Raw genomic sequence first — 24,903 nt, 5'->3', positions numbered from 1 at the left:
GATCGTTTTTTGAAAAATTCGAGAACTGCTTTAGCTTTTTTAATACTTCTTCGTTGGAGTACTTCGCTATAATTGTTTTTTTGCAAGTAATTAATCAAAAAAAACAACTTATTATAGAAGCTGAGTCAGCTATAATCAAGTCTTTTATTAATAGCTTATTTAACTTTAACTACGGTAATAACAAGCTGTTTTCTGGGCAGCTAGCGCTGCCCCGGTATGACAGCTATTTTAAGATAAAATATGCAAACAAAAACTCAGCCCGCTAAAAGAAAAAGCCAAGTCAAAGACAATGGCTCTCTTCAAACAAAAGCTAAAGCTGATACCACGACTAGACGAACGGAATCTCTAGCTGAGAAGAAACCCAAAGTAGAAACAAAAGCAGAATCTACATCGGAAGTCAATACTAACAGTTCAGATGCTGTCCTATCAACGGGGATGCGATTAATTTGCACGCAAGAGAACTTAGCAACTCACCTCGATTTAGTTAGTCATGCCGTGCCTGCTAAACCTACGCATCCAATATTAGGGAATGTTTTGTTGATTGCTAATCAAGAAACTCAAAAGGTTCAACTCAGTGTTTTTGACCTTAATCTAGGTATTCAAACATCATTTGATGCTAAAGTTCAAGCCTCTGGCGAACTGACTATTCCAGTGGGAATCTTGAGTGATATTGTAGCGAAACTGTCTCGCGGGGATATTACTTTAGTCAATCAATCACCTTTGAATACGGAGGAAACTGAAGATGATAATCCAGAAAAAGCAGAGGCAGGTCAAAATCAAATTATGACGTTAATCGCTACTACTGGACGCTATCAAGTACGGGGATTACCAACTGAGGAAGTTCCGCCGATTCCTGAAGTTAATTCAACGCTAAAAGTTCGGGTGCCAGTGGAAGCTTTGCAAGCCGGAATTAAAGGAACGCTAATCGCTACAACTAGTGATGAAACTAAGCGCATTTTAACAGGCGTTCACTTCAAAATAGAGTCAAATGGCATCGAATTTGCTGCGACGGATGGACATCGTTTAGCTGTTATTAATACTTCGCTTTCCGGGTTCAAAAAGAAGAAACAAACTGAAATTACAGAGCCTTTAAAGTTTACAGTACCAGCTAAGGCGTTGGTGGAGTTAGAGCGAATTTTATCGAGTCGAACATCAGTTGAGCCAGTGGAATTATTTTATGAGGAATCAAAGGGACTTATTGAGTTTCGCTGGGGAACGCAACGATTAGTTAGTCGTTGTTTAGAAGGTGCGTATCCAGCGTATCAAGAGTTATTGAAGCAGGATTTTAAAGAACAGGTAACGTTGGAGAAAGCACCTTTGATTAAGGCTTTGGAAAGAATTGCGGTGTTAGCGGATAAGAAAGAAAAGAGTGTCAGTATCCGTTTTAATAGTGAAGCTCAACAAGTTTGTTTGTCATTGTTTAGGGAATTTGGAAATGGTCGGGAAGAGATGACGGCTTGTATTAATTCGGATAGCGATATGTCGGTTTCTTTCAACATTAAATACTTGTTAGAAGGAGTAAAAGTTATTGCTAGTGCGGAAATTCAGATGCAACTAACTCAAAAAGATGGCCCTGCTATTTTAGTTCCGTTTGGCAATCGAGAGCAACCTAATATTCTGATGGATGCTCAATATTTGTTAATGCCAATTTTCAAAGAATAATGAGGGGAGAAAATAAATCATGTACGCAGCATTACCTCAAAAATATCGTCCGCGCACGCTATCAGAATTAGCCGGACAGGAATATATTCAACGAACGCTGTCTAATGCAATTAAGGGAAACAAAATAGCTCCTGCTTATCTATTTGCAGGCGAACGAGGTGTTGGTAAAACTTCCACTGCTCGTATCTTTGCTAAATCGCTCAATTGTAATGCTACAGATAAACCAACTGTTACGCCATGTGGTAAATGTCAGTCTTGTCGTTCCATTGAGAAAGGGAATAGTTTAGATGTAGTTGAAATTGATGCGGCTTCTCATAATGGAGTAGAAGATGCTCGGACATTAATCGAACGAGCGCATTTTGCACCAGCGATGAGTCGTTATCGGATTTTCGTTTTAGATGAATGTCATCAATTAACTTCTCAGGCGCAAAATGCACTGCTCAAATGTATTGAAGAACCTCCGGCTAATGTGGTTTTTATTCTTTGTACAACAGAAGCACATAAGCTATTGGCGACAATTAGTAGTAGGTGTCAAGTATTCCATTTTCGGGTGTTAGCTATTCATGCAATTGTACAGCAGTTAACGATGATAGCTGATAGCGAATCTATCGCTATTTCGGATGAGGCGAAGGTGGCTATTGCTCGGATTGCAGAAGGTGGACTTAGGGATGCTTTGCAGTTACTTGACCAGTTAAGTTTGTTAGGGGAGGAAATTACTAGTTCTCATGTTTTGGAATTATCGGGTCGAATATCGGAGTTTGATTTAATAACAATTCTGCAATCAATTCGTAGTGGCGATACGTTGAAGTTGTTGCAATTATCTCGCGAGTTGATTGATAGCGGGAAGACAGCAAAGGTGTTATTGATGTCGCTACTTGCTTGTTATCGAGATTTACTGTTGGTAGGGAATGTACGCGATAGTTTGCATTTGTTAACTAGCGGGATTTCCCATTCGACACTGCTGAAGATAGTGGCAGATTGGGACTATACAGTAATTAATGCTGGTATCGAACAGCTACGTGCTTCGGAATGGCAGTTAAGTAAAAGTGTACAGCCAAGTTTGTGGTTAGAGGTTTGTTTGCTGGGATTGGTGCAGCGTAATAATTCCCAGAAGTCGAGTCAATCTTCTAAAGAAAAGCAGCCTCTTCAACTAACAGCTATTTGGGAAAATGTGCTGTCTAAAACTTCCGAAAATAATCGGGTTCTGCTTGAGGTTGCTTCTTTAGTGGAACTTAAAGGTAAGAAAGCTGTATTGGCTGTGCCTGCTAAGTATTTAGATAGATTTAATCGGAATACGGCTAAGGTACAAAAGATGCTGTTTGGGGTGACTGGTGTTCACTATCAATTGTTGATTCAGGAGAAAAGTTGATGATTAGTTTGTTAGTTGGTGATGACGTTCACGCGATTAACAAGAAGCTTTTGGAGTTCAAAAAAAGTCTTGACCCGGATTGGATAAGTTTCAACTACCATCGGTTTTCTGTTTCTGTAATTGAGGAGGCTATTGATTGTGCGTTAACTCGTGCATTAGTGAAAGGGAAAGGAAAGTTAGTGGTGGTTGAGGAGTGCAATTTTAAACAGTTTACTGAGGAGACAATGAAAACTTTTCAGTTGTTATCGCAGGTGCCGGAAACAACAGATTTGGTATTTGTCGCACCAGCGATTGATAAGCGATTGAAAGTGGTAAAGTTTCTGCTTTCTCAAGGTAAACTGTTTGAATTTAATTTAATTGCGCCTTGGAGAACGGATTTAATTGCTCGGTCGATAGGAACTGAAGCAAAAGCAATGGGTTTGTCGCTTGATAGAAAGATTATTGAGTATTTGGCAAGTGCTATTGGTAATGATTCGGCGCGTGCTGAAGTGGAATTACAAAAGCTGGCGAGTTACAGTAATGGGAAGAAGCTTAGTGTTGAGGAAGTGGGAGTGCTGGTTCCTTCTACTACTCAGAATAGTCTGCAATTAGCTTCTGCAATTCGGGAAAGTAATGCAACAAAAGCTGTCAATTTGTTGCAGGAGTTGCTAGATAAGGAGACTTTTCCATTGGCGATTTGTGCTACGTTGATTACTCAGTTTAGAACTTGGATGTGGGTGAAGGCGGCGTTGGTGGGTGGGGTGAAGCAGGATGCTGAAATTGCCAGAATTTGTCAAGTTGCTAATCCCAAACGGGTGTATTTTCTGAAACAAGAGGTGGCTGGTGTGGGTTTGCGGTCTTTAATTCAAGCGATGTCGATGTTGTTGGAGTTGGAGGTGGCGCTTAAAGGGGGACGGAAGGGGGATTTGATGTTGACGGCGGTTTTGGCGATCGCCAGACTTTTCACTTGTAAGAAAGCAAGACGAGTCAAGTAGTCTTAATGCTTGGCTATATTGCTCATGGGCTTTTAACGGCAGTAAAAAGTAGCGCCTCTTGGTCTGTCTATTTCCTCAGTGTTTCAATTAGAGCTAGTGTTTGTTGGTAGGCTGCCATATCCCCTTTGGCACGAAAGAGTTGGGCAGCTTTCTGTAAATCTTCCAGCGCTCCTTTTTTATCTCCTAATGCTTCGCGGGTAATCCCTCGGTTGCCGTAGGCTTCAGGCATACTGGGATTAATTTGCAGCGCTTGAGTGTAGTCAGCAAGCGCCCCCGGCTTATCTCCTAACGTATAACGAGTCAAGCCCCGGTTGTAGTAGGCATCAGCCATATTGGGGTCGAGTCGCACCGCCGCATCGAAATTTTCTCTTGCTGTTTGGAAGTTGCTTTGGGCAGCGTAAGCATTCCCCAACTTATTGTAGGCATCGGCATGGTTAGGGCTGACTTGCAGTGCTTGTTGAAAATCTGCGATCGCTCCCTGATAATTTTGTAGCTCAGCGCGAGCCAGACCTCGGTTGCAGTACGCTTCAACAAACTTGGGATTAATATTTAATACCTGGTTAAAGTCCTCAATCGCTCCTTGATAGTCCCTTTTGTCAAGCTTATCCGTCCCTCGTTGGAAAAATTCATCCGCAGTCTTTGGCACTACGAGTGCTTCTAGTAGCTGATATTGGCGTAGACTTTGTTCTCCAAAGGAGACACGCGATAACGTAGGCGTAGCATAAGCAGTAGATGCCAGACCCAATGCGGTCGTTATTCCCAGGATTGCGATAGCCTCATAAATGCTGTTCATGGCTGTACTCCTCTCCCGTTGAAATAGCTTTTCTTTGCACGAGCTTTCTACTGCCAACATTCTAAGTGAGGAAACAGATTAGGGTGCCAGATGCAGCCAGTTTAATAGAGTTTGTAATAATAACCAAGCATTTAAGCCAACAATTACAAGAGCAACCGACCAAGCTAAAGATTTTAACCACAGAGGATTGACAAACTCTCCCATTAAGCGGCGATTTGAGGTAAACATAACTAAAGGAATCACCGCAAAAGATAACTGTAAGCTTAAAACGACTTGACTAAAAACCAATAAGTTACCCGTACTTTTTTCACCAAAGAAAATAATCGCAATCAAAGCTGGAATGATCGCCAGCAGTCGGGTCGCCAAACGGCGCAACCAAGGTGGAAGGCGCAGTTGCAAAAATCCTTCCATGACAATCTGTCCAGCCAATGTTGCCGTTAGGGTTGAACTTTGCCCTGAAGCTAACAACGCTATGCCAAAGATGGCGCTAGCCGCACTCACGCCCAACAAAGGTGAAAGTAATTTGTAAGCATCTTGAATTTCTGCCACTTCTTGATAACCGGAAAAATGAAACGTGGCAGCAGACACAATTAGAATAGCTGAGTTAATAAACAGTGCCAATGACAAAGCCACAGTTGAATCAATCGTGCCAAACTTAATCGCTTCCCATCGCTTTTCAGTCGTTGGTTGCCAATCGCGAGTCTGCACAATTGAGGAGTGTAAATATAAGTTATGCGGCATCACGGTTGCCCCTAAAATACCAATGGCGATGTAGAGCATTTCTAGGTTTTGCAGAATTTCTCGCTTAGGCAGATACCCTGATAAAATGCCTGCTGCATCTGGTCGGGAGAAGAGAATTTCTGCTGTGAAACAGACTCCTACTGTTGCCACTAGCGTAATCACCAAAGCTTCCACATAGCGAAAGCCTTTTCCTTGCAGGAATAACAACACCAGCACATCTAGTGCCGTAATGCACACTCCCCACACTAAGGGAATGCCAAATAAAAGTTGGAGGGCGATCGCACTTCCCAGCAATTCTGCCAAGTCGCAAGCCGCGATCGCAATCTCGCATAGTACCCATAAAACAAAGTTGACCCTTGGGCTGAAATAATCTCGACACGCCTGGGCTAAATCTCGTCCCGTCGCCACTCCCAACCGCACGCATAACGATTGCAGCAAAACTGCCATGAGATTCGACAGCAGAATCACTGTCAACAGCGCATAGCCAAATTTCGCGCCCCCAGCGATATCTGTGGCCCAATTACCGGGGTCCATATATCCTACTGAGACTAGATATCCTGGCCCCGCATAAGCTAACAACTTGCGCCAAAAACTTTTGGCGTTCGGTATCGGGATGCTGCGATGAACCTCTGGCAGGCTGGGTTTGCGATCGGAGCGTGGCATAATTTTTCATAATTCTTTCATAATTTACCGTAGCACTTTCAGTACACTTCAGAAAAACAACTATTTTGGCGAACTCTATGCGATCGCTTGTCTTTTTCTTAGTGGCAGCTGTAGGAGAAATTTCTGGCTGCTATGCTTTTTGGATATGGCTGCGCCTGGGAAAGAGCATCTTATGGCTAATTCCCGGTCTGATAGCACTAATTATTTTCGCTTCGGCTCTCACCAGGGTTGATGCTTCCTATGCTGGAAGAACCTACGCTGCTTATGGTGGGATTTACATCCTTTCATCTATCTTTTGGTTATGGCTAGCTGAGGGAGTAAAACCCGATCGATGGGACTTACTGGGAGCGACAATTTGCCTGGTGGGTGCAGTTGTGATTATGTTTGCTCCGCATCGGACGACTTTTTAAGCGATGAGACACTTTCAGCGTGCATCGACGGAAACTTTTTTGACTCTGACTTAGGAAGGAACTAAAACTTGGTTTCTGCTTCCTTCAAATGTTCTGCCACCTCACGATACAGATTGATGACGTGGCTATCTGCCAAGCTGTAATAGACGTTACGACCCTCTTTGCGATGCTTAACCAAACGCAAGGTTCGCAGGAGGCGCAGCTGATGGGAAACGCCAGATTCACTTATTTTTAAGCTAGCCGCTAAGTCGCAGACACATAACTCCTGCTTTGCCAAGCAAGATAGCAGGCGCAGACGGCTGGGATCGGCTAGTACGCCAAAAAATTCCGCCATTCGCTGTGCTTCGTCAATTGGCAAGATTTCTGGCTGTAAGGAGCGCACGTTGTCTAGATTGACTAGGTGAGACTCGCAGCTTGGCGCGTCTGACTCCTGGGATAGTGACTTCTGTGAAGGGTTAAGTTCTTTCATTATTAAGGTTTGAGTTTGAGTCTCAATCCGATCGATCTTCTTAAAGCAAAGCTTTTACACACTATCAGTATAAGCGTAGAATGAGAATCGTTTTTATATATGAACAACTGCTCAGACGTTTCACGAATTAGATTACAATGCTGCTAGTTGTAATTCAGCAAAGTGGCAATGACTCAGACTCCTTCCCTCAAAACCCAACAGATGCAGGTTGGCGGCATGGATTGCGGTAGCTGTGCCGCAAAGATCGAAGCGGGTGTACAGAAGATTCCGGGAATCAGCGAAACATCAGTCAGTTTCGCGACGGGACGCTTGAGCGTGACGTATGACCCAAAGCAGGTGAGCGATCGGGAAATCCACGATCGTGTTATTTCCTTGGGTTACACCGTCATCAGCCCAGAGTCTCATGGGGAGGCTAACGATCGCGGGCATAATCACGGTTCAGGTGACTTTAACCTGAAAGAGGAACTGCTTCCAGTGCTAGGAGTAGTCGTCCTCCTCGTGCTGGGAATAATCTTTGAAAAGCCACTGCACGATACGCCTTACAGCATTGGCGAGTATGCCGCGTTCATTCCTGCCTATTTGATTAGCGGCTGGACAGTATTGAAAGCAGCTGGACGCAACATTCTCAGGGGGCAAGTCTTTGATGAGAACTTCTTAATGACGATCGCAACGTTGGGGGCGCTAGCCATTCATCAACTCCCCGAAGCCGTCGCCGTCATGCTATTTTTCCGAGTCGGAGAGTTGTTTCAAGAATACTCAGTCGGTCGCTCTCGCCGCTCTATCAAATCTTTGCTGGAAATTCGTCCCGACACTGCCAATTTGAAAGTCAATGGAACGGTGAAAGAAGTTTCTCCAGAAACCATTAATGTGGGAGACATTATTCTAGTTAAACCAGGAGAAAAGATTCCATTAGACGGTGAAATTCTGGAAGGTAATTCTCAGATCGATACTTCAGCATTAACCGGAGAATCAGTTCCGCGCACGGTGAAAGTCGGAGAAATTGTCTTAGCAGGTACGATTAACCAGAGTGGTGTTTTAACTATTCGAGTCACCAAACGATTTGGGGAATCTTCGATCGCCAAAATTCTCGATTTAGTTGAAAATGCCACCAGCAAGAAAGCAGAAACCGAGAAATTCATCACCCAATTTGCCCGTTATTACACACCCGTTGTAGTTTTTCTGTCGCTGGCTGTAGCCCTTCTACCACCCCTGTTTGTTCCCGGCGCAACTCACACGGAATGGGTTTACCGCGCCCTGATTCTGCTGGTTATTTCCTGCCCTTGCGGACTCGTAATTAGTATTCCCTTGGGCTACTTCGGTGGTATTGGAGGTGCTGCTAAACGAGGGATTTTAGTTAAAGGTTCGGCATTTCTGGATACCCTGACAGCAGTTAAAACCGTTGTTTTTGATAAAACTGGAACTTTGACCAAAGGCGTGTTTAAAGTGGCAAGAATCGTGACTAAAAACGATTTTTCCGAGTCAGAATTGCTGAAGATAGCAGCCAAAGCTGAATCTCATTCTAACCACCCAGTTGCACAGTCAATTCGAGAAGCATACGGTCAACCCATTGATGACGCGGATGTAACAGACTACGAAGAAATTGCTGGTCATGGCATCCGAGCGAAAGTGAACAATCAGGTTGTTTTGGCAGGGAACGATCGGCTTTTGAAGCGAGAAAATATTGACCATGATAATGGCAATGTAGAAGGTACAGTCGTTCACCTTGCAGTTGATGGACGCTATGCGGGTTACATTTTAATTGCAGACGAAATTAAAGACGATGCAATTAAAGCAATTCAAAATCTCAAAAGCCTGGGAATTGAGCAAACAATTATGCTCACCGGCGATAACCGGATTGTTGCTAAAAGCATAGCAGAACGGCTGGGCTTAGATTCTTATATGGCCGAATTGTTACCCGAAGGAAAAGTAGAAGCGATCGAGAAACTGCTGAGTCGATCGGGTAAAAACAAAGTTGCATTTGTGGGTGATGGCATCAATGATGCGCCTGTAATTGCTAGAGCTGATGTCGGCATGGCAATGGGCGGATTGGGGTCAGATGCGGCAATTGAAACGGCTGATGTCGTAATTATGACTGATGCTCCGTCTAAAGTGGCAGAGGCGATTCAAGTTGCTAAAAAGACTCGCCAAATTGTCGTGCAAAATATTGTACTGGCGATGGCGATTAAAGGATTGTTCATTGCTTTGGGTGCGATCGGAATTGCAACATTGTGGGAGGCAGTATTTGCCGATGTGGGAGTGGCGCTACTGGCAATCTTCAATGCCACAAGAGTCCTCAAGTAGGAAGTTTATCTGAACTCTGAATCAGTATTCGTCTGAAAAACTGCTATTTCAATCGACTGGAATTTATGACTCGTAAACGTTCTACTCCTTGGATTCATCGCTGCTCACGCCCCATTATGGCAGGGATTGCCACCGTTGGAGCGATTGTGACTGCCTATCTGACGTACACCAAATTTACTGGTAATGAGGCGGCTTGCCCGACAAAAGGCTGTGATATCGTGCTATCCAGCCCCTATGCTACCGTTTTTGGCTTACCACTGGCGTTATTTGGGTTTCTTGCCTACGCCAGCATGGTCGTTTTTGCGATCGCTCCCCTACTAATTAAAAGAGATCGGGAACTCCACTCCAAACTAGAGAAATGGACAGGATTGCTGCTATTTCTGGGCGGCACTGCCATGATGGTGTTCGGCGGTTACTTGATGTATCTGCTCGCATTTGAAATTAAAACAGTTTGCACGTACTGCATTGCCTCTGCCTTATTTTCAGGGACGCTATTTATTTTGTCGATCGTCGGGCGGGATTGGCAAGACATCGGACAACTGTTTTTCACGGGTTTTTTGGTAAGTGTAATTGTACTGGTTGGCACGTTAGGAATTTATGCCAATATTAAGAACCCAAATATTGCAAACCGTTCTGTTTCTAGAGAAGCTGGTTTAGCAATTACTACTACTTCAGGTGAAGCAGAAATTGCTTTGGCAGGTCATCTAAAACAAGTGGGAGCCAAAATGTATGGAGCCTTCTGGTGTTCACACTGCCACGACCAAAAACAACTTTTTGGTAAGGAAGCGTTCAGCCAAATCGATTACATTGAATGCGATCCAAAGGCAAAAATCCTCAGCCGAACTTATGCCAAACAGCTAAAGTTCAGAGTTATCCAACCTGGGTGATTAACGGTCAATCCGTTGCGAGTACGCAATCTTTGGAAAAATTAGCCCAGATGTCTGGCTACACAGGAGCGCGTAATTTTAAAAATTCAGCATCTAGTGGAACTTAATACCTGGATATCTCATCCGTTCGTTATCAAGTTTTCTAATCGGGTTGGTGTAGCTTCTTCGCTAGCAAAGTGAGTCTGAAGAAAACAGAAGAATCGTTAGTCTCAAGCAAAGATTGCCCTAACTGTGAAAGTAAATATCTCTTTTGAGTAGTACAGAAATGACACAACGTAGAAAAAAGTCGCAGTTACTTTGGATTGTTCTGGGAATGCGAATTATCCTTTTTCTAGCCGAAATTGGAGTTGGATTGTGGAGTCGCAGTCTTTCACTTTTGGCAGGGTCGGGACACATATTCTCAGATTTAGTGACTCTAGGATTAACATTGCTAGCGGCTTACTTAGTCGAGCATCGCACTGGAAATAAAGAAGGCTTCAAATATCAGAGGCTTGAAATCTGGGTAGCGATGGTGAATGGACTAAGTTTAATCGCGATCGCCTGTCTCATTTTCTGGGAAACTGTCACTCACTTGCAAGCACCAGAATTAAAACCGAGCTTACCCATGCTACTCGTGGCAGGACTGAGCGTAGCAATTGATAGTGCGAACATTCACCTGTTACGCAATGATAGTCACCATGACCTCAATCTTCGAGAAGTTTTCTTGCACGGAATTGCTGATGCTGCTAGTTCTTTAAGCGTGATGTTGTCTGCTCTGGTTGTCTACTGCTGGCATTGGCTATGGGCAGACACCGTTGCCAGTTTGTTCGTTGCTTCTCTAATCGTTTGGAGCGCTTTATCTCTCTTTCTAAATAGTTTCAATCTTCTGATGGAAAAAACTAAAGAAATCGCTTTGATCTAATCTCTACTTTCTAAAAAATTTCACCCTCATTTCACTTGGGTATGAAAAACTGGGTAGTTAGTGCTAATAACGCTATCTAAGAGATTTGTAGGAGTGACATGGCTAACTCCAGAAGAACTGGCTACATAGCTTTCCGCTCAAAATGTCAACATTCAAGCGCAACTCTCCTCTATTGACTCCAGGACACTCTTAACGATGAGAATCTCTAACCGCTCTCAATCTTCTGCCCCACTCCGTTGTGTTTCCGTAGCAATGCTGAGCCTGCTGCTGCTAAGCGCTCCTACAGCTGTATTAGCGGGTGCTGGACACGATCATGGCGGCGGCAGTGAATTCCAAGGCGGAAGCGAACCAACAGGTTCGATCGAAGTTGATGCAGAAACAGCCAAACAGCTAGAAATTAAAGTGGAACCCGCCACTCGTCAGAGGCTAGATATTGGCATCAAAACCACGGGTCAAATTGAAACCCTGCCCAACCAAAGAGTAGAAGTGACTACCCCCATTTCAGGGGCAAAAGTGGTTGAACTGTTGGTGAAACCTGGTACATCAGTAAAACAAGGTCAACCCGTTGCCGTTTTAACCAGCCCTGATTTAGTGACTCTGCGCGTTGAGTCTGAAGAAAAACTGGCACAAGGTCAGACTGATTTACAGCAGGCGCTAGCCGACTTAAAGCTGGCTCAACAAAACTACGAGCGATTTCAGCAGATAGCCGCAGCTGAAATCGCACAAGGGAAAAGCCAGGTAGCATTCGCCCAGGAGAAGTATGAAAAAGACAAGCAGTTAGCCGATGCTGGCGCTCTCCCGCGTCGCAACGCCCTCGAATCCCAAACCCAGCTAGTAGCAGCTCGAGCCGAACTTGCCAAAGCCGATAGCCGTCGCGATGTAATTGCGGCTGAAAATCAACTGAAACGCTCTCAAGCAGCCGTTCAGATAGCAAAGTCCCGGATTCAACTCAGTAATGCAGCTTATCAAACTCGGCTGCAACAACTGGGAGAACGTGCCAATGATAAAGGGCTGGTGACAGTGACTGCTCCAATTTCTGGCAAGGTTGCTGACCGGGAAGTTACCCTGGGACAATCATTCCAGGACGCGGGTGGCAAACTGATGACGATCGTTAATGACACTCAGGTTTTTGCCACGGCGAATATTTATGAAAAAGATTTAAACGAGGTAAAGATAGGTCAACGGGTGCGGATAAAGGTTGCCAGCTTACCCAACCGTACCTTTGAAGGACAAATCGCACGCATTGGCTCGCTAGTAGAAGGGCAAACGCGGGTAGTACCAGTCCAAGCGGAACTTAACAACGCGGGTGGGGAACTCAAGCCGGGAATGTTCGCAGAATTAGAGGTACTAACAGACCTAACAGCTACAGCTATTTTGGCAATTCCCAATTCGGCGATCGTGGATGCAAATGGCAAGAAACTGGTTTACGTAAAAAATGGCAATGCTTTCCAATCTGTGGAAGTGACATTAGGGCAAAAGTCTGGGGATTTAGTAGAAGTTAAGAGCGGTTTATTTGAGAGAGATTTAATTGTTACCCAACGCGCACCGCAACTTTACGCCCAGTCGTTGCGGGGCGGTAGTAAATCCGAGGAAGGTGGGGAGACGCACGGACACTCCGAAGAAAAGGAAGGGAATTCAGAGGTAAAAGACGCGAAAGCTAACAGCTTGCCACTTTTAGGGTTAGTTGGTGTAGTGGGAGGCGGGGTGTTTGGTACTGCGGCTTTTATAGCTGGTGCTTTTTGGAATCAGCGTCGGACTCGTTCTCGCCTAGTAGGAGAAGAGAATTTTAGTATGGATGTCCAACCTTTGACCTATGAAACCGAAGTTTATCTCAACAACCACAAACAGCTAACTTTGTCTCCTGACGTCATGTTGGTTGAAAACGACGAACCTGTGGGCGAAGGCAAGAATTCTAGTAACTAATTCTAATAACCAATCAAATGATGAGTATTATTGCCAAGTGGGTTATTACTAAACGATGGCTAGTAGCCATTGCAGCATTCATCTCCACATTAATCGTAGTTTTCAACACCATACCCCAAATGCCGCTGGATGTATTTCCTAACTTTGCACCCCCTCAAGTCGAAATTGAAACTGAAGCCTCTGGACTCGCTCCCGAAGAAATAGAATCTCTCGTTACATTGCCCGTTGAAAGTGCAATTAACGGAACTCCTGGGATTGCAACAGTCCGTTCTTCTTCCTCAGCCGGACTATCTGTGGTCAGAGTTGTTTTTAAATGGGGAACCGATATCTTTCAAGCCCGCCAATTAGTACAAGAACGATTGCAACAAGCTGTAAGTAAGCTACCGACTGGAGTCGAAACCCCAAAAATTGCTCCCATCAGTTCGCCGATTGGTACCGTACTGAAATATGCCTTCACCGTCGAAACAGAAGCACAATCCAAAACCGACATTCCCAAGCTAGAGTCTGGGAACGAGCCAAAATCCAAAATTGACCTAATGGAAGTGCGCCGAATCGTCGATTGGCAAGTAGTAAATCGCCTTTTAGGAGTTCCCGGTGTCAGTCAAGTGCTAGTGTATGGCGGTGATGTGCGCCAGTATCAAGTTTTAGTAGATCCCAACAAATTAAGAGCTTTTAACGTTTCTTTAGAGCAGGTTACTCAAGCAGTTCAGACAGCAAATGTCAATGCTCCTGGCGGCTTTTTAATTACCCCTGATAAACAAACATTAATTCGAGGAATTGGGCGGGTTGAGTCTCTAGATGACCTCAAGCAATCTGCGATCGCTACTCGTCAAGGAACGCCGATCCGCATTGGCGATGTGGCAGACGTACAAATTGGTGGAGCTGTCAAGATAGGTGACGCTAGCTTAAATGGGAAAGATGCCGTTATATTGATGGTCAATAAACAGCCTCAAGCTGATACTCCCACTGTCACGAAAGCGATTGAAACTGCAATCGAAGAACTCAAAGTAGGTTTGCCCAAAGAAATTAAAGTTACTCAAACATTTCGTCAGGCAGATTATATCGATTCTTCGGTAGAAAATGTCAGATCGGCTCTCGTTGAAGGCAGCATAATTGCAGCAATTATCCTGATTCCCTTCTTGATGAATTGGCGAACGCTGGCTGTATGTTTGTTAAATTTTGCTTTAACTTTTGTGTTCGCCCTGCAAGTATTATCTTGGCTCGGATTGGGGCTGAATACGATGACTTTGGGAGGGTTAGCAGTTGCCATTGGCACAGCGATTGATGACGCTATTGTTTATGCAGAAAACACCTGTCGTAACTTGCGGGAAAATAAATACTCTGCCAACCCGCGTCCGGTACTAGAAGTCATCTTTGAAGCAGGGGAAGAAGTTCGCGAATCTCTGATTGGAGCTACTTTAATTACAGTTGTTGTCTTTGCTCCAATCTTTGCGCTAGTAGGTGTGGAAGGTCGGATTTTTGGGCCGATGGGTATGACTTATCTAGTAGTAGTAATAGTTTCCAGTTTGGAATCTTTGGTCGTCAGTCCAGCTTTATGTGCAATTCTATTGTCTCACGGCAAAATGCCACAAATTGAACCCTGGATACCAAGATTGTGCAAAAGAATTTATTCTCCTTTTTTAAGTTTTTCTACTCAATTTTCGACGATTATTTTAATCTTGGCAACTGCATCAATGGTAGCAGCGATCGCAATCTTTCCAGCTTTGGGACGAGCCTTTCTACCCGAATTTCAGGAATCAACTTTAGTTAATACCTTGGCTCTTTATCCGGGGACATCTTTAGAAACTACAAATAGTGCCGCTTTTGTCTTAGAAACTAAACTCAAAGATGACCCCAGATTAAACTATGTTCAATTACGGGCAGGACGCGCTCCCAACGACCCGGATGCCGCCCCTGTTAATCTAGCTCACCTTGATATTGGATTGAGCGAAAAAGGGATGGAAAATCGGGGAAATACTGTAGAATGGCTGCGGAAAGAGTTTAACAAAGTACCGGGTGCTGCTACTAATATTGGCGGATTTATTTCTCACCGCATTGATGAAATATTGTCTGGGGTTAGAAGTCAAATTGCAGTTAAAATTTTTGGCCCCGATCTAGAAGAACTCCGCAACATTGGCAAACAAGTAGAAGCTGCGATCGAATCTGTGCCGGGAATTGTAGATTTACAGCTTGAACCTCAAATTCCGATCGAACAAATTCAAATTAAGTTTAACCGCTTTGCGGCTGCTCAATATGGTTTAACTATTGGACAACTTTCCAACATTATCGAAACAGGTCTGAATGGTAAAGTCGTGTCTCAGGTTTTAGAGAAACAACAAACTTTTGATTTAGTTGTGTGGTTAAAACCAGAATTTCGCAATAATCTTGAAACAATTGAAAATTTGTTAGTTGATACTACCGATGGTAACAAAATTCCTCTCGCTCAAGTCGCTACTGTGGCTTATGGAACCGGGCCGAATACGATCAACCGCGAAAATGTTTCTCGTTTAATTGTAGTTTCAGCCAACGCCAAAGGCAGAGATTTGCGTTCCGCAGTCAATGATATCCAAGATAAAGTAAAAGCAAACGTTCAGATTCCATCTGGTTACTTTATCCAATACGGTGGTCAATTTGAAGCGGAAGAAAGAGCGTCAAAAAATATTTTAGTTTTCAGTGCCATTGCCTTTGTTGTAATTACGGTACTGATGTATCTTTCTGTCAAATCAATCGCTTCTACAGCCACAATTATGATTAATTTGCCCCTCGCGTTAGTTGGCGGAGTAATTGCGATCGCCCTGACAGGAGGCGTTATTTCGATCGCTTCTCTCGTGGGGTTTGTGACGCTGTTTGGGGTAGCAACTCGTAACGGACTGCTGTTGGTAGATAATTACACAACTAAGGCCGCAGCCGGGATGTCTTTAAAAGAAGTTTTGATAGCTGGGTCAATGGAACGACTCAATGCTATTTTGATGACTTCTTTAACTTCAGCTTTGGGTTTGCTGCCATTAGTAATTGCTGTTGGCCCTGGCAAGGAAATTTTACAACCTTTGTCGATCGTTGTATTAGGTGGATTGTTTACATCTACTGCGCTTACCCTACTGGTGTTGCCAGCTTTGTATTCTAAATTTGGTAGATACTTATTGCCTAAGCCGAGTGCGAATGTTGTAGAAGATGGCAAAGTGCCTAATGCTGTATGGGAAAACTAATGTTCCTCTGGTAGCGATCGCTGCAAAAATTCCTTTTTCTTTCTCTAAAATTTCATCGTGGTTTCATCCGACGATGCCATCATAGATCGAAAGTATGCTGACGCATCTACTTTAGATGAGGAGTACCAGGTGAAAGTTATCAAATCAAATTGGTTAATTTTGGGAACAATGGGGCTGCTTTTCTTGGGAGCTTGTAGTAATTCACCCCAAGCCAACAATTCCGCTAAAAATGTGGAAACTGCTACAAATACAGCAAGTTCCCCCAAAACTGAGGTAGCTAATTCAGCCGAGTCCGCAACTGTAGATAATCATAAACATGGTTCTCATAAACACGACGAATCACAAGCAGGAAAAGAGCATTCGCATGGCGGGCAAGTTGTAGAAACGGGTAAATATCATTTAGAGTTAGTTTCGGAAAAAGAAGCAGCGGGAATTCACCTGGACTTTTATTTAAAATCAGGTGAAAAGCACGAAACCGTCCCAAATGCTAAAGTCACCGCTCAAGTTCAGCTACCTGATGGAACTGAAAAAACTTTAGATTTAAAGTATGATTCCCAGGGTCAACACTACGCGGCTGTGCTGCCTGGAAATGCAAGCGATCGCTATCAGGTGAAAGTGACTGCGGATCTTGGCAGCGAAAAGGTAGACGGTCGCTTTACCATCAATAAGTAATCCTGAAAATTGGCAGGCAGAGCAATCATGGCACATTCCCATAACCACGGACAAGAACCGACTAATTACAACCGTGCCTTTATTATTAGCGTCGCTCTCAATACCGGGTTTGTTGTAATTGAGGCAATTTATGCTCCAGGTCTTACAGTTGCGCTCGCAGACCAACCCACTACGATCGGTGCAAAAGGATTAATTTCTCAACATACTGCCGCTCCCAATACTTTACCTCAATTAACTTCTGTAACCCAACCATTAAATTTGCAAGTACAGTCACAGGTCGTTACTGAACAGCACAATCTTACACAGTTGTCATACAGCGTAAAAGCTAGTGACCTACAGTTTGATACGACTTCTGTATCTGCTCAAGACCTGCACAACTTGTCCTACTTTCCAGCCACAAATAAGGTATCAGAGGCTGTTACTCAACAACCCAACCAACCAGAAAATCCTTCACAACCCAATCGACCAGAGAATTCTCCGCCAGACAAAAGTCAGTATAACCTTTTCAATCCCACTCCTAGAGAACTACTGCGGTCATTCAATTCCGGTCGCCCCAGCAAAACCGATACTCCCTTCACTGTTGATGCTGGACATTTTCAATTAGAGGCGGATTTTGTGACTTATACCAGGGATGTCAATAATTCAGACGGTACAGATACCAAAGCCTTCCAAATTTTCATTCCCAATATCCGAGTCGGTCTGCTCAATAACGTCGATTTTCAAATTCAGTTGCAAACGTACAATAATGTACGTACTAAATTTCAAGATAGTACTGAAGAGGAACAATCCGGCTATGGAGACACTACTGTTGGTTTAAGGATCAACTTTTGGGGCAATGAAGGTGGTAAAACTGCATTTGGTATGGTAACTTCAATCAAATTCCCTACCAACCAAGATAATTTGGGTAATAATGCAATTGAGGGTGGCCTCACTTTCCCCTTTGCACTACAATTATCTGAACGATGGAACCTTGGAATGCAAACTGGGTTTGCCTTAAATAGAAATAACGCTGACTCTGGATACAATGTGGGATTTGTCAATAGCGTTATTGTGGGCTACTCAATCACAGAAAAACTGGGGACTTTTTTTGAGTTATTCACTGACATTACTACTGAGGCTGGCTCAGAATTAGTTGCCACGTTTGATACTGGAGTAACATACCTCCTAGCTGAAAACTTACAGCTAGATGCGGGTGTCAACATTGGGTTAACGCAAGCAGCAGACGATTTTAATCCCTTTGTGGGCTTTACGGTGCGCTTTTGATAAGCATTTAGAGCATTAACGCGATGAAGCTGAAGTGAATTAATAAATTTTTATTAACAACCCAAAATTTCATCCTAGTTTCATCGCGAGATATCATTGTAATTAAATAAAGCTTTCTGCGCCGAGGCTGAATTTGCGATTCTTTTTGACATCTTTTATTACTTTGACAGCAAGATGAAGAAAATACTGAGATACACTGCTGCATTCGCTTTGGCTACCGCAGCTTTAATTTCTGCTAGCTATGCAACTACAAAGATAGATAATAGTAGGGTTTCCAGTGTTGATAATAATGTTGAATTTCCTTCTAGCAATTGGCGGATTGTTAAACAAGTTTTTCGATTACGCATTCCCCAGAATAATAGCCCTCTTTTCCAGCTAATTATTGATACTCCATCTACGGTAGCTGTAAGTAACGATATTGATGTACGGGATGAGAATGGTCAAAAAATTAACATTAATATTTCTGCAAATGGTAGAATAATTATTATAGAGTTTCCTGAAAAAACTGTAGTTAACACTAGGCTCTTGATTGAATTCAACAAAGTAAGACAACCAATTCAGGGGTCTACTTTTATCTATAGATTTTCGGTTAAAGTCGTTGGCAGCGATACAGAAATTTCTATAGGTGAAGCTAGATTTTTCACATTTTAGTTTGCACTTTTTAACTTCATTATTTTTCCGTTTTTAATGTTTGTAATAGCAGTCGTTTGTTTTTCTAGAGTCTGCCTAAATTTATTACCGTTTACTTTATAAAAGTATCCTATGATAGGCATAAATTCAACGCTGATTTCATCTCAATATGTCAAGATTATCTATCTAATAGTAAATTTATTCATCAAGAGTGAAGCAAAAAGTTTAGATTTCAGCAGACGAACCTGACTCCAGGTTTAAATCTCAAGAAACTGGCTTTATTCCTCGGTCTATTGGTCGTACTCTGAAAAAGCTCAAGAGAGATTTAGACCCAAATGCTGAATCAGAATTGATTGAAGAGTTCCGAATTTCACAGTATCGAACAATTACTTCCGTTCGGTATTTATTAATTATTATTTTAGTTCCTCTCTTAATCAACCAGCTTTCTAAAAACCTTTTGTTTGACCCTTTAGTAAAAGGCTGGTGGATTAACAAGCCATCAGAAGTTTTTTTAAACTCTTCTCAAGAAGAAAGAGCATTAGCTGAGCTAAAAAGATTTAGAGAAAAAATTCGATTTGAGGTTTTAGTCAAAAAAACTTTAGAACTTTCTATCGTTGCTACAGAAGAAAAGCTGAAGGACAAGGCAACTCAGATAATCTACAAGTACAAAATTGAAAGTGCTGAAGCTGTTGGAAATATTTTTGCAGATATAGATAGTTTCAGTATTTACTTTTATTTTTTTAGTCGTAGCAGGCCGAGAACAGATAGCTATTTTAAAGTCTTTTAAGTTCAGTTGTTTTCTAGGTAAAGTTTCTTAAACGAGCTAAAATTTCATCCTGGTTTCATCTCACTCTGTCAATCTAGTAATAACAGGATCATTTGCTAAAAATGAGTCTGTAACTTGGTTAATGCGCTCAATTCCTTACAGGAGTGACAAAGTGAGAACACTAATTTATACAGCTGCCATAGCTTTGGCTCTTGCAGCTTCAATTCCTGCTGACAATGCCAGTGCCAGAACAGAAGGTGGTCTTCATGTTGAGGGAGCGGTACAATTTCCTCAAAGTCGGTCGAGAATTGTTAGACATACGATTCGGTTTCACATTCCTCAAGGTACCAGTCCTCTTTCTCAATTAAATATTGATGTTCCAGAGGGTCTAAGAATAAGTGACAATATCGCTCTAACAGATAAGTCGGGACGGAAAATTAATGCCAATATTTCTATCATGGGCAACAAAGTCATAGTCGATTTTCCGCAATCAGTTGCTCCTGCATCGAAACTTGAGCTTGACCTGAACAATGTAAGAATCCGAGGGGTTTCTAACGCTTGGATATACCGTGTTTCCGCTAAACTTGTTGGTCTTGAAGCAGATGTCCCCATCGGAATAGCCCAGATTCGTGTCTACTGACGTAAATTGGCTCATCAGCTGGTTGATACACTATCAGTTCTGGAAAGAGCAGAATTTATTCCTTATACCAGTTTTGGAGGTATTTAAGGCTTACTTTTGGCAAGCCTTATTATCCAATTTGATAACCGATGTATTTGCGATTCTTAGCCTGTAAAAGATTTGATAAGTGAACTCATTTATAACAGAGTTTTCCAGACTAATTGAGAAATATTAGCAGGCGGATATAATAAATAATCAAAAAATTCATCCTCATTTCATTTCTATCTGCAAAACTAATAGGTAAGGAGATTAATCAGTTAGCTTCTCAAAAAGTAAGGCGATGAAAAACTTAGTTTACGCAACAACAATCACTCTGGTACTTGCCTCCTTATTTCCTACTGCTCAGGCGCGAAATCTAAGAGATTATAACGTTACTCATCTAGGCCGTAGCGCTGCAATTCCTAATAACGCTCGAATTCAGGGTGCTACCCATCAGTTAGATGTTTATGTCAAGGTACAGGCTCTTTCATCACTGTCAATCGATTTACCAGAAGATATTAGCATCCGTAGGGGGATTGAGGTGAAGAATCAATCAGGTCAGAAAATTGAGGCTGATGTTTCTATCAATAACAGAAAAGCTACAGTCGTTTTCTCCCAACCAGTACCTCCTGAGACCAAGCTATCAATTAATATGCGAGACGTTACTACTCCAGGCTATGACCACATTTGGCTGTACCGAGTTTATGGAAAGATGGTCGGCGCAAATGTAGAAATCCCTCTCGGTACAGCTTGGATTCCAACCTACAAATAGGCTCGGTGAATTTTAATGAAAGTTCTGCTAGTTGAAGATGAGCCAGTCCTGGGTGCGGCAATTAAGCGAACCTTGAACCAGGAAAGATATATTGTTGATTGGGTTTTAAATGGTACTCAAGCTTGGGACTGTCTAGAAAACCAGAAAATACAGTATACGCTGGCAATCTTCGACTGGTTATTGCCAGGAATGTCAGGTTTAGAACTGCTGCGTAGGTTGCGTACTGGCAGCAACCCCTTGCCCGTATTAATGCTGACAGCAAAAGACCGAATGGAAGATAGGGTGACAGGACTGGATGCAGGGGCGGATGATTATTTGGTGAAGCCGTTTGGCATGGAGGAATTGTTAGCGCGACTGCGGGCATTGCAGAGGCGATCGCTCCAACTTCAACCTCAGCAACTTCAGGTTGGTTGCTTCATCTTAGATTACGGCACTTGTACTGTTTGTCTTCAGCAGGTCAATGGTGACAAACAAGTTATTCCTCTAACCAGAAAAGAATTTCAGGTACTGGAATACTTTATGAAACACCCGAACCAATATATTACCCGCACCCAGCTTTTGGACTATCTTTACGAAATGAATGCAGAACGCATTAGTAATGTAGTGGCGGCTCAAATTCGATTGGTGCGACGCAAACTGTCAGAACTTGGCTGTAATGATTTAATCGAAACTGTTCCTGGCATGGGCTATCGGTTCAACCTAAATGATGCAAACTAAACCATTTCGTCAAACTCGCTGGCGTCTGGCTTTCTGGTATGCAGTCGTCATGGGTTTCATTCTCAGCCTATGCGGTTTTGGGGTCTATCAAGTGATGATCTATGCTCATTTGGTTGCAATTGACCAAGAGCTAAAGTCTGTAACGAGAACACTGCATAACAGTATTGAACCAAATTTGAAACAGGCAGGCCGTCTAGAACCAATTTTCCAGCAGCTTTTACCCGACATTTGTTCAGCCCAGATCAGCTGTCATACCCAAACAATCTATAGGCAAGAGTACCACACCTCTACTGAACGCTCCATTTTCAGTACTCTTTACCAAGGTAATTACTATTACATTAGGTTTGTGGATAGTTCTGGGCGGTTAATTGCTCTGGCAGGTCTTCAACCTGAAGGGTTGCCACTGACTGTAGGCCAAGAAGTTTGGCAAACGCTTAAAGACCAACAAGGCGATCGCTATCATCAAATGTCTCTGCCTCTGCATACCCAAAATAATCAGTCTTGGGGATATATACAGGTCGGGCGAAGTCTCAAAGACCTCGATAGCCGTCTCAACGCCCTGAAATTATTTTTAGGACTGGGATTGCCAATTACGGTACTCTTGGTTGGGGGTTCTAGTTGGTGGCTAGCGGGGTTGGCGATGCAACCAATTAACCAGTCCTATCAACAAATGAAACAATTCACAGCAGATGCTGCCCACGAATTGCGGACTCCTGTGGCAGCGATTCAAGCAGTGACCGAATCTGTACTCAGGATGTCTTATCTGTCTGAATCAGAGGCGCGAGATACCCTACAAAATGTGGCGAGTCAAAATCATCGACTTGCTGAAATGATTGAGGATTTATTGCTTCTGTCTCGATTGGAAGAGCAAAAAATCTTGACACCGCAGGTACCTTGGTGCCTCAACGATTTGGTGAGTGATTTGGTGGAAGAGTTCGCAGATATGGCCTTTGCTGCCAAGGTGATGCTGACATCTGAGGTGCGGGTACGTGAGTCACTGTATGTCGTAGGAGATGAAAATCAACTTTATCGCCTGGTTTCTAATTTAATTACTAATGCGATTAAATACACGCCAGCCGGGGGTCAGATAACTGTTGTTTTAGACCGCAGTAACGGTCATGCTTTGATTGAGGTTCGAGATACGGGTATTGGAATTGCACCGGAAGAACAGACGCGAATTTTTGAACGTTTTTATCGCGTGAGTAGCGATCGCTCTCGCAGTTCTGGCGGGGCTGGATTAGGGTTGGCGATCGCGTCTGCGATCGTTCAGGCACACGGAGGTAGCCTTACGTTGCAAAGCGAGTTGGGCAAAGGTAGCACTTTTACGATTCGATTGCCTTCTATTTCTAAATAACTAAAGTTGCTTAGTTTGACTAGGGTTGGGTTATTACGAAACCAGATGCCACCGATTTGAGCAATCCCATACTGTCGTGCCTTAGCATTAACTAATTCAACTCCTTCCAGGTCGCTCCACTATCTTGGGATTGAAAGACAGCGTTATTGTTGTTCACTGCATAAAGAATTTGAGGATTGCTGGGAGCGATCGCAATATACAGTATCGTTCCCTTAGTTCCAGTCCCCCATTGCTCCCAAGTCCTGCCACCATCAGCACTGCGATAAACGCCAGGAGCCGATTTGAGCAATCGATACCCATACATCACCGTGTTATCTCCCGCTTTTAACAAAGCTAAACCGACAACGGGTGCATTTTGAGTATTGGGTACCAGCGCCCAGTTATCGCCAGCATTGGTACTTTCGTATAAACCCGCGCCAGTGATTGCAAACACACGGTCAGGGTTACGCGGATCGACGGCAAGACTAAAGGGTTCGCCGCCTAACCCAACCATGCGTGGTTTAGCCCAGGTTTTTCCACCATCCTTTGAAGCGTGAAAACCCTTCGCCCCAGAAGCAGGCCAACCGTAAAATGTATTTGGATCGCTGGGAGCTATAGCCATTGCGTGAAAATCTACTCCTGGCATTGAAATCTGTTTCCAATCTTGGCCTTGATTTTCAGTAATTTGGAAACCTAAGTTGCCTCCTGTATGCGGATGCCCGCTAGCATAAAAGCGGTTTAAGTCAGTAGGATGAGCGGTGAAACCCATGTAATCTGCCCGTTTCTTTTCCGGTTCCATCCAGAACCATTGCCCAGTTTCAGAACGTTTCAGAAGACCATTGTGAGTGGCAACATACATAACTTGAGGATTGTCGGGATTCACCGTTAAACCATGAACGTGATTGTCTGTTCGCCAATTGACGGCTGGTTCTAGAGAAGCATTTATAGCCGTTTGTTGCGGCTTTTGTTCAGGAGTGGATTGGCTGGTTAACTGATTCCTGGTAGGCTGCTGACTTCCTCTACCCAACCACACTCCCAAACCTCCGCCCAGTAACAGAGAAGCAGCTATAGGGACGGCGCAGCAAACCACCATCGCTATCCACATCCATTTCATCCCGTGATTTTTGGAATCAGGCTGACTCATAGTAATAGTTCTCTTAAAGGGTGTTTTTTACTGGAAAAGTGTTGAGTTTTAATAAAATCTCAAAGCAAGCGCTATCAGCACTTTCAAATGAAAGTAACCCCGAGGAAAATTCCCGTAGTTAACCTCAATTTCCTCAGATTAATTGTTATTAAATTGCTCTCTTAGCAATGGTTTTACCAGCTTTTTTGGCGAGAGTCATCTAACCTTTTAGGTTGTTTCTGATTTTCCCGGTAAAGATGAACCTCTCGCCGCACGATTCTTAAAAGCCTTATTGAGACTGACGGTTTTGGTCGTCCATCCTCCGCATATTGTTCATCATTTCTGGCATATTATTCATCATGTTTTTGCAACAGCTGCATCCCGTTTGATTTGGCTGCTGTGGCGTCTGATTCATTTGCGCTGTGGTTTGATTTGTTGGCTCTTGAGTTAGGCTGGCCTCATTCGTGGTGTTGGAAGCCGTAGTAGGCATCGCGGTCTGATTGTGAGTGTCAGCAAACGATGGAGTAGCAGCTAACGCTAATAATGCCAAACTAGCGATCGCTGCGTTCAATACTGTCTGAGTAGGGGTAGTCATTTTCATTTTTATCCTCAATTATTCTGTTGCTTGACGGGTGCATTTGGCACTATCACTCAGGCTACACTCTCTAGC

At 43.3% G+C, this 24,903-nt stretch carries 21 protein-coding genes and 2 pseudogenes; 18 read left to right on the top strand and 5 right to left on the bottom strand.

What is annotated here, in order from left to right; translation table 11 throughout:
• The first annotated feature begins 240 nt into the window (after positions 1-240).
• From dnaN to holA, 3 genes are read left to right on the top strand one after another with little or no spacing between them, the layout of a single operon-like run.
• A complete protein-coding gene (dnaN, locus tag ACE1B6_RS10125; RefSeq protein WP_413257125.1) occupies positions 241-1,662 on the top strand; it encodes a DNA polymerase III subunit beta in 1,422 nt (473 codons plus the stop codon).
• Between the two features lie 19 nt (positions 1,663-1,681).
• Positions 1,682-3,031: a DNA polymerase III subunit gamma/tau gene (gene dnaX / locus ACE1B6_RS10120; RefSeq protein WP_413257124.1), complete on the top strand. Its 1,350-nt coding sequence runs from the start codon at positions 1,682-1,684 to the stop codon at positions 3,029-3,031.
• Positions 3,031-4,005: a DNA polymerase III subunit delta gene (holA, locus tag ACE1B6_RS10115; protein WP_413257123.1), complete on the top strand. Its 975-nt coding sequence runs from the start codon at positions 3,031-3,033 to the stop codon at positions 4,003-4,005. Before dnaX ends, holA begins: the two co-directional genes overlap by 1 nt.
• 67 nt (positions 4,006-4,072) lie before the next feature.
• Here the strand turns inward: holA and ACE1B6_RS10110 are convergent, their stop codons facing one another.
• On the bottom strand, positions 4,073-4,798 hold the full coding sequence (locus ACE1B6_RS10110) for a tetratricopeptide repeat protein (protein ID WP_413257122.1): 726 nt from the start codon (positions 4,796-4,798) through the stop codon (positions 4,073-4,075).
• A 78-nt stretch (positions 4,799-4,876) separates the two neighbouring features.
• Positions 4,877-6,202 (bottom strand): Nramp family divalent metal transporter, encoded by a 1,326-nt coding sequence (locus ACE1B6_RS10105; RefSeq protein ID WP_413257121.1) that lies wholly within the window; start codon positions 6,200-6,202, stop codon positions 4,877-4,879.
• A 77-nt stretch (positions 6,203-6,279) separates the two neighbouring features.
• Between ACE1B6_RS10105 and ACE1B6_RS10100 the strand changes: the two genes are divergently transcribed.
• Complete coding sequence (locus ACE1B6_RS10100) at positions 6,280-6,612, top strand: YnfA family protein (RefSeq protein ID WP_459563000.1); 333 nt, start codon at positions 6,280-6,282, stop codon at positions 6,610-6,612.
• Between the two features lie 61 nt (positions 6,613-6,673).
• Here the strand turns inward: ACE1B6_RS10100 and ACE1B6_RS10095 are convergent, their stop codons facing one another.
• Positions 6,674-7,081, bottom strand: coding sequence for an ArsR/SmtB family transcription factor (locus ACE1B6_RS10095; RefSeq protein WP_459562993.1), 408 nt, complete (start codon positions 7,079-7,081; stop codon positions 6,674-6,676).
• 168 nt (positions 7,082-7,249) lie between these two features.
• On the opposite strand from ACE1B6_RS10095, the gene ACE1B6_RS10090 reads away from it, so the two are divergent.
• The 14 genes and pseudogenes from ACE1B6_RS10090 to rppB all read left to right on the top strand — a co-directional run bounded on the left by ACE1B6_RS10090 (position 7,250) and on the right by rppB (position 23,131).
• Positions 7,250-9,382 carry a heavy metal translocating P-type ATPase gene (locus ACE1B6_RS10090; protein WP_413257118.1) on the top strand — a complete coding sequence of 711 codons (2,133 nt, stop codon included), beginning with the start codon at positions 7,250-7,252 and terminating at the stop codon, positions 9,380-9,382.
• A gap of 65 nt (positions 9,383-9,447) precedes the next feature.
• A pseudogene (locus tag ACE1B6_RS10085) lies at positions 9,448-10,376 on the top strand (vitamin K epoxide reductase family protein).
• A gap of 158 nt (positions 10,377-10,534) precedes the next feature.
• A complete protein-coding gene (locus tag ACE1B6_RS10080) occupies positions 10,535-11,170 on the top strand; it encodes a cation diffusion facilitator family transporter (protein ID WP_413257117.1) in 636 nt (211 codons plus the stop codon).
• A gap of 195 nt (positions 11,171-11,365) precedes the next feature.
• Positions 11,366-13,093, top strand: a complete 1,728-nt coding sequence (locus tag ACE1B6_RS10075) for an efflux RND transporter periplasmic adaptor subunit (RefSeq protein ID WP_413257116.1) — start codon at positions 11,366-11,368, stop codon at positions 13,091-13,093.
• 17 nt (positions 13,094-13,110) lie between these two features.
• Entirely contained in the window at positions 13,111-16,299 is a 3,189-nt protein-coding gene (locus ACE1B6_RS10070) for an efflux RND transporter permease subunit (protein ID WP_413257115.1), read from the top strand.
• Between the two features lie 57 nt (positions 16,300-16,356).
• Complete coding sequence (locus tag ACE1B6_RS10065; protein WP_413257114.1) at positions 16,357-16,971, top strand: hypothetical protein; 615 nt, start codon at positions 16,357-16,359, stop codon at positions 16,969-16,971.
• Positions 16,972-16,998: 27 nt separating this feature from the next.
• A pseudogene (locus tag ACE1B6_RS30060) lies at positions 16,999-17,103 on the top strand (cation diffusion facilitator family transporter); the annotation flags it as partial.
• A 126-nt stretch (positions 17,104-17,229) separates the two neighbouring features.
• Entirely contained in the window at positions 17,230-18,234 is a 1,005-nt protein-coding gene (locus ACE1B6_RS10060; RefSeq protein ID WP_459562999.1) for a transporter, read from the top strand.
• 210 nt (positions 18,235-18,444) lie between these two features.
• A complete protein-coding gene (locus ACE1B6_RS10055) occupies positions 18,445-18,885 on the top strand; it encodes a hypothetical protein (RefSeq protein ID WP_413257112.1) in 441 nt (146 codons plus the stop codon).
• Positions 18,886-19,213: 328 nt separating this feature from the next.
• On the top strand, positions 19,214-19,651 hold the full coding sequence (locus tag ACE1B6_RS10050) for a hypothetical protein (protein ID WP_413257111.1): 438 nt from the start codon (positions 19,214-19,216) through the stop codon (positions 19,649-19,651).
• A gap of 151 nt (positions 19,652-19,802) precedes the next feature.
• Positions 19,803-20,270, top strand: coding sequence for a hypothetical protein (locus ACE1B6_RS10045; RefSeq protein WP_413257110.1), 468 nt, complete (start codon positions 19,803-19,805; stop codon positions 20,268-20,270).
• A gap of 319 nt (positions 20,271-20,589) precedes the next feature.
• Entirely contained in the window at positions 20,590-21,060 is a 471-nt protein-coding gene (locus tag ACE1B6_RS10040) for a DUF2808 domain-containing protein (RefSeq protein ID WP_413257109.1), read from the top strand.
• A gap of 15 nt (positions 21,061-21,075) precedes the next feature.
• On the top strand, positions 21,076-21,777 hold the full coding sequence (gene rppA / locus ACE1B6_RS10035; protein WP_413257108.1) for a two-component system response regulator RppA: 702 nt from the start codon (positions 21,076-21,078) through the stop codon (positions 21,775-21,777).
• The gene (rppB, locus tag ACE1B6_RS10030; RefSeq protein WP_459562998.1) at positions 21,767-23,131 is read left to right on the top strand and encodes a two-component system sensor histidine kinase RppB; all 1,365 of its coding nucleotides are present in this window, start codon (positions 21,767-21,769) and stop codon (positions 23,129-23,131) included. The genes rppA and rppB overlap by 11 nt, the downstream gene beginning before the upstream one ends.
• A gap of 91 nt (positions 23,132-23,222) precedes the next feature.
• On the opposite strand, the gene ACE1B6_RS10025 is transcribed toward rppB, so the two are convergent.
• Both ACE1B6_RS10025 and ACE1B6_RS10020 read right to left on the bottom strand, forming a co-directional pair.
• Positions 23,223-24,254, bottom strand: a complete 1,032-nt coding sequence (locus ACE1B6_RS10025; protein WP_413257106.1) for a F510_1955 family glycosylhydrolase — start codon at positions 24,252-24,254, stop codon at positions 23,223-23,225.
• A 268-nt stretch (positions 24,255-24,522) separates the two neighbouring features.
• Positions 24,523-24,828 carry a hypothetical protein gene (locus tag ACE1B6_RS10020; RefSeq protein WP_413257105.1) on the bottom strand — a complete coding sequence of 102 codons (306 nt, stop codon included), beginning with the start codon at positions 24,826-24,828 and terminating at the stop codon, positions 24,523-24,525.
• Positions 24,829-24,903: the final 75 nt, after the last annotated feature.

This window comes from Floridaenema fluviatile BLCC-F154, assembly GCF_041929135.1.
In the GTDB taxonomy this organism is placed as follows: Bacteria; Cyanobacteriota; Cyanobacteriia; order Cyanobacteriales; family Aerosakkonemataceae; genus Floridanema; species Floridanema fluviatile.
This window is presented reverse-complemented; position numbering and strand designations above follow the sequence as displayed.

Coding starts and splice junctions, on each gene's coding strand:
- dnaN (WP_413257125.1), top strand. CDS start 241: ATGCAAACAAAAACTCAGCCCGCTAAAAGAAAAAGCCAAGTCAAAGAC.
- dnaX (WP_413257124.1), top strand. CDS start 1,682: ATGTACGCAGCATTACCTCAAAAATATCGTCCGCGCACGCTATCAGAA.
- holA (WP_413257123.1), top strand. CDS start 3,031: ATGATTAGTTTGTTAGTTGGTGATGACGTTCACGCGATTAACAAGAAG.
- ACE1B6_RS10110 (WP_413257122.1), bottom strand. CDS start 4,798: ATGAACAGCATTTATGAGGCTATCGCAATCCTGGGAATAACGACCGCA.
- ACE1B6_RS10105 (WP_413257121.1), bottom strand. CDS start 6,202: ATGCCACGCTCCGATCGCAAACCCAGCCTGCCAGAGGTTCATCGCAGC.
- ACE1B6_RS10100 (WP_459563000.1), top strand. CDS start 6,280: ATGCGATCGCTTGTCTTTTTCTTAGTGGCAGCTGTAGGAGAAATTTCT.
- ACE1B6_RS10095 (WP_459562993.1), bottom strand. CDS start 7,081: ATGAAAGAACTTAACCCTTCACAGAAGTCACTATCCCAGGAGTCAGAC.
- ACE1B6_RS10090 (WP_413257118.1), top strand. CDS start 7,250: ATGACTCAGACTCCTTCCCTCAAAACCCAACAGATGCAGGTTGGCGGC.
- ACE1B6_RS10080 (WP_413257117.1), top strand. CDS start 10,535: ATGACACAACGTAGAAAAAAGTCGCAGTTACTTTGGATTGTTCTGGGA.
- ACE1B6_RS10075 (WP_413257116.1), top strand. CDS start 11,366: ATGAGAATCTCTAACCGCTCTCAATCTTCTGCCCCACTCCGTTGTGTT.
- ACE1B6_RS10070 (WP_413257115.1), top strand. CDS start 13,111: ATGATGAGTATTATTGCCAAGTGGGTTATTACTAAACGATGGCTAGTA.
- ACE1B6_RS10040 (WP_413257109.1), top strand. CDS start 20,590: ATGAAAAACTTAGTTTACGCAACAACAATCACTCTGGTACTTGCCTCC.
- rppA (WP_413257108.1), top strand. CDS start 21,076: ATGAAAGTTCTGCTAGTTGAAGATGAGCCAGTCCTGGGTGCGGCAATT.
- rppB (WP_459562998.1), top strand. CDS start 21,767: ATGCAAACTAAACCATTTCGTCAAACTCGCTGGCGTCTGGCTTTCTGG.
- ACE1B6_RS10025 (WP_413257106.1), bottom strand. CDS start 24,254: ATGAGTCAGCCTGATTCCAAAAATCACGGGATGAAATGGATGTGGATA.
- ACE1B6_RS10020 (WP_413257105.1), bottom strand. CDS start 24,828: ATGACTACCCCTACTCAGACAGTATTGAACGCAGCGATCGCTAGTTTG.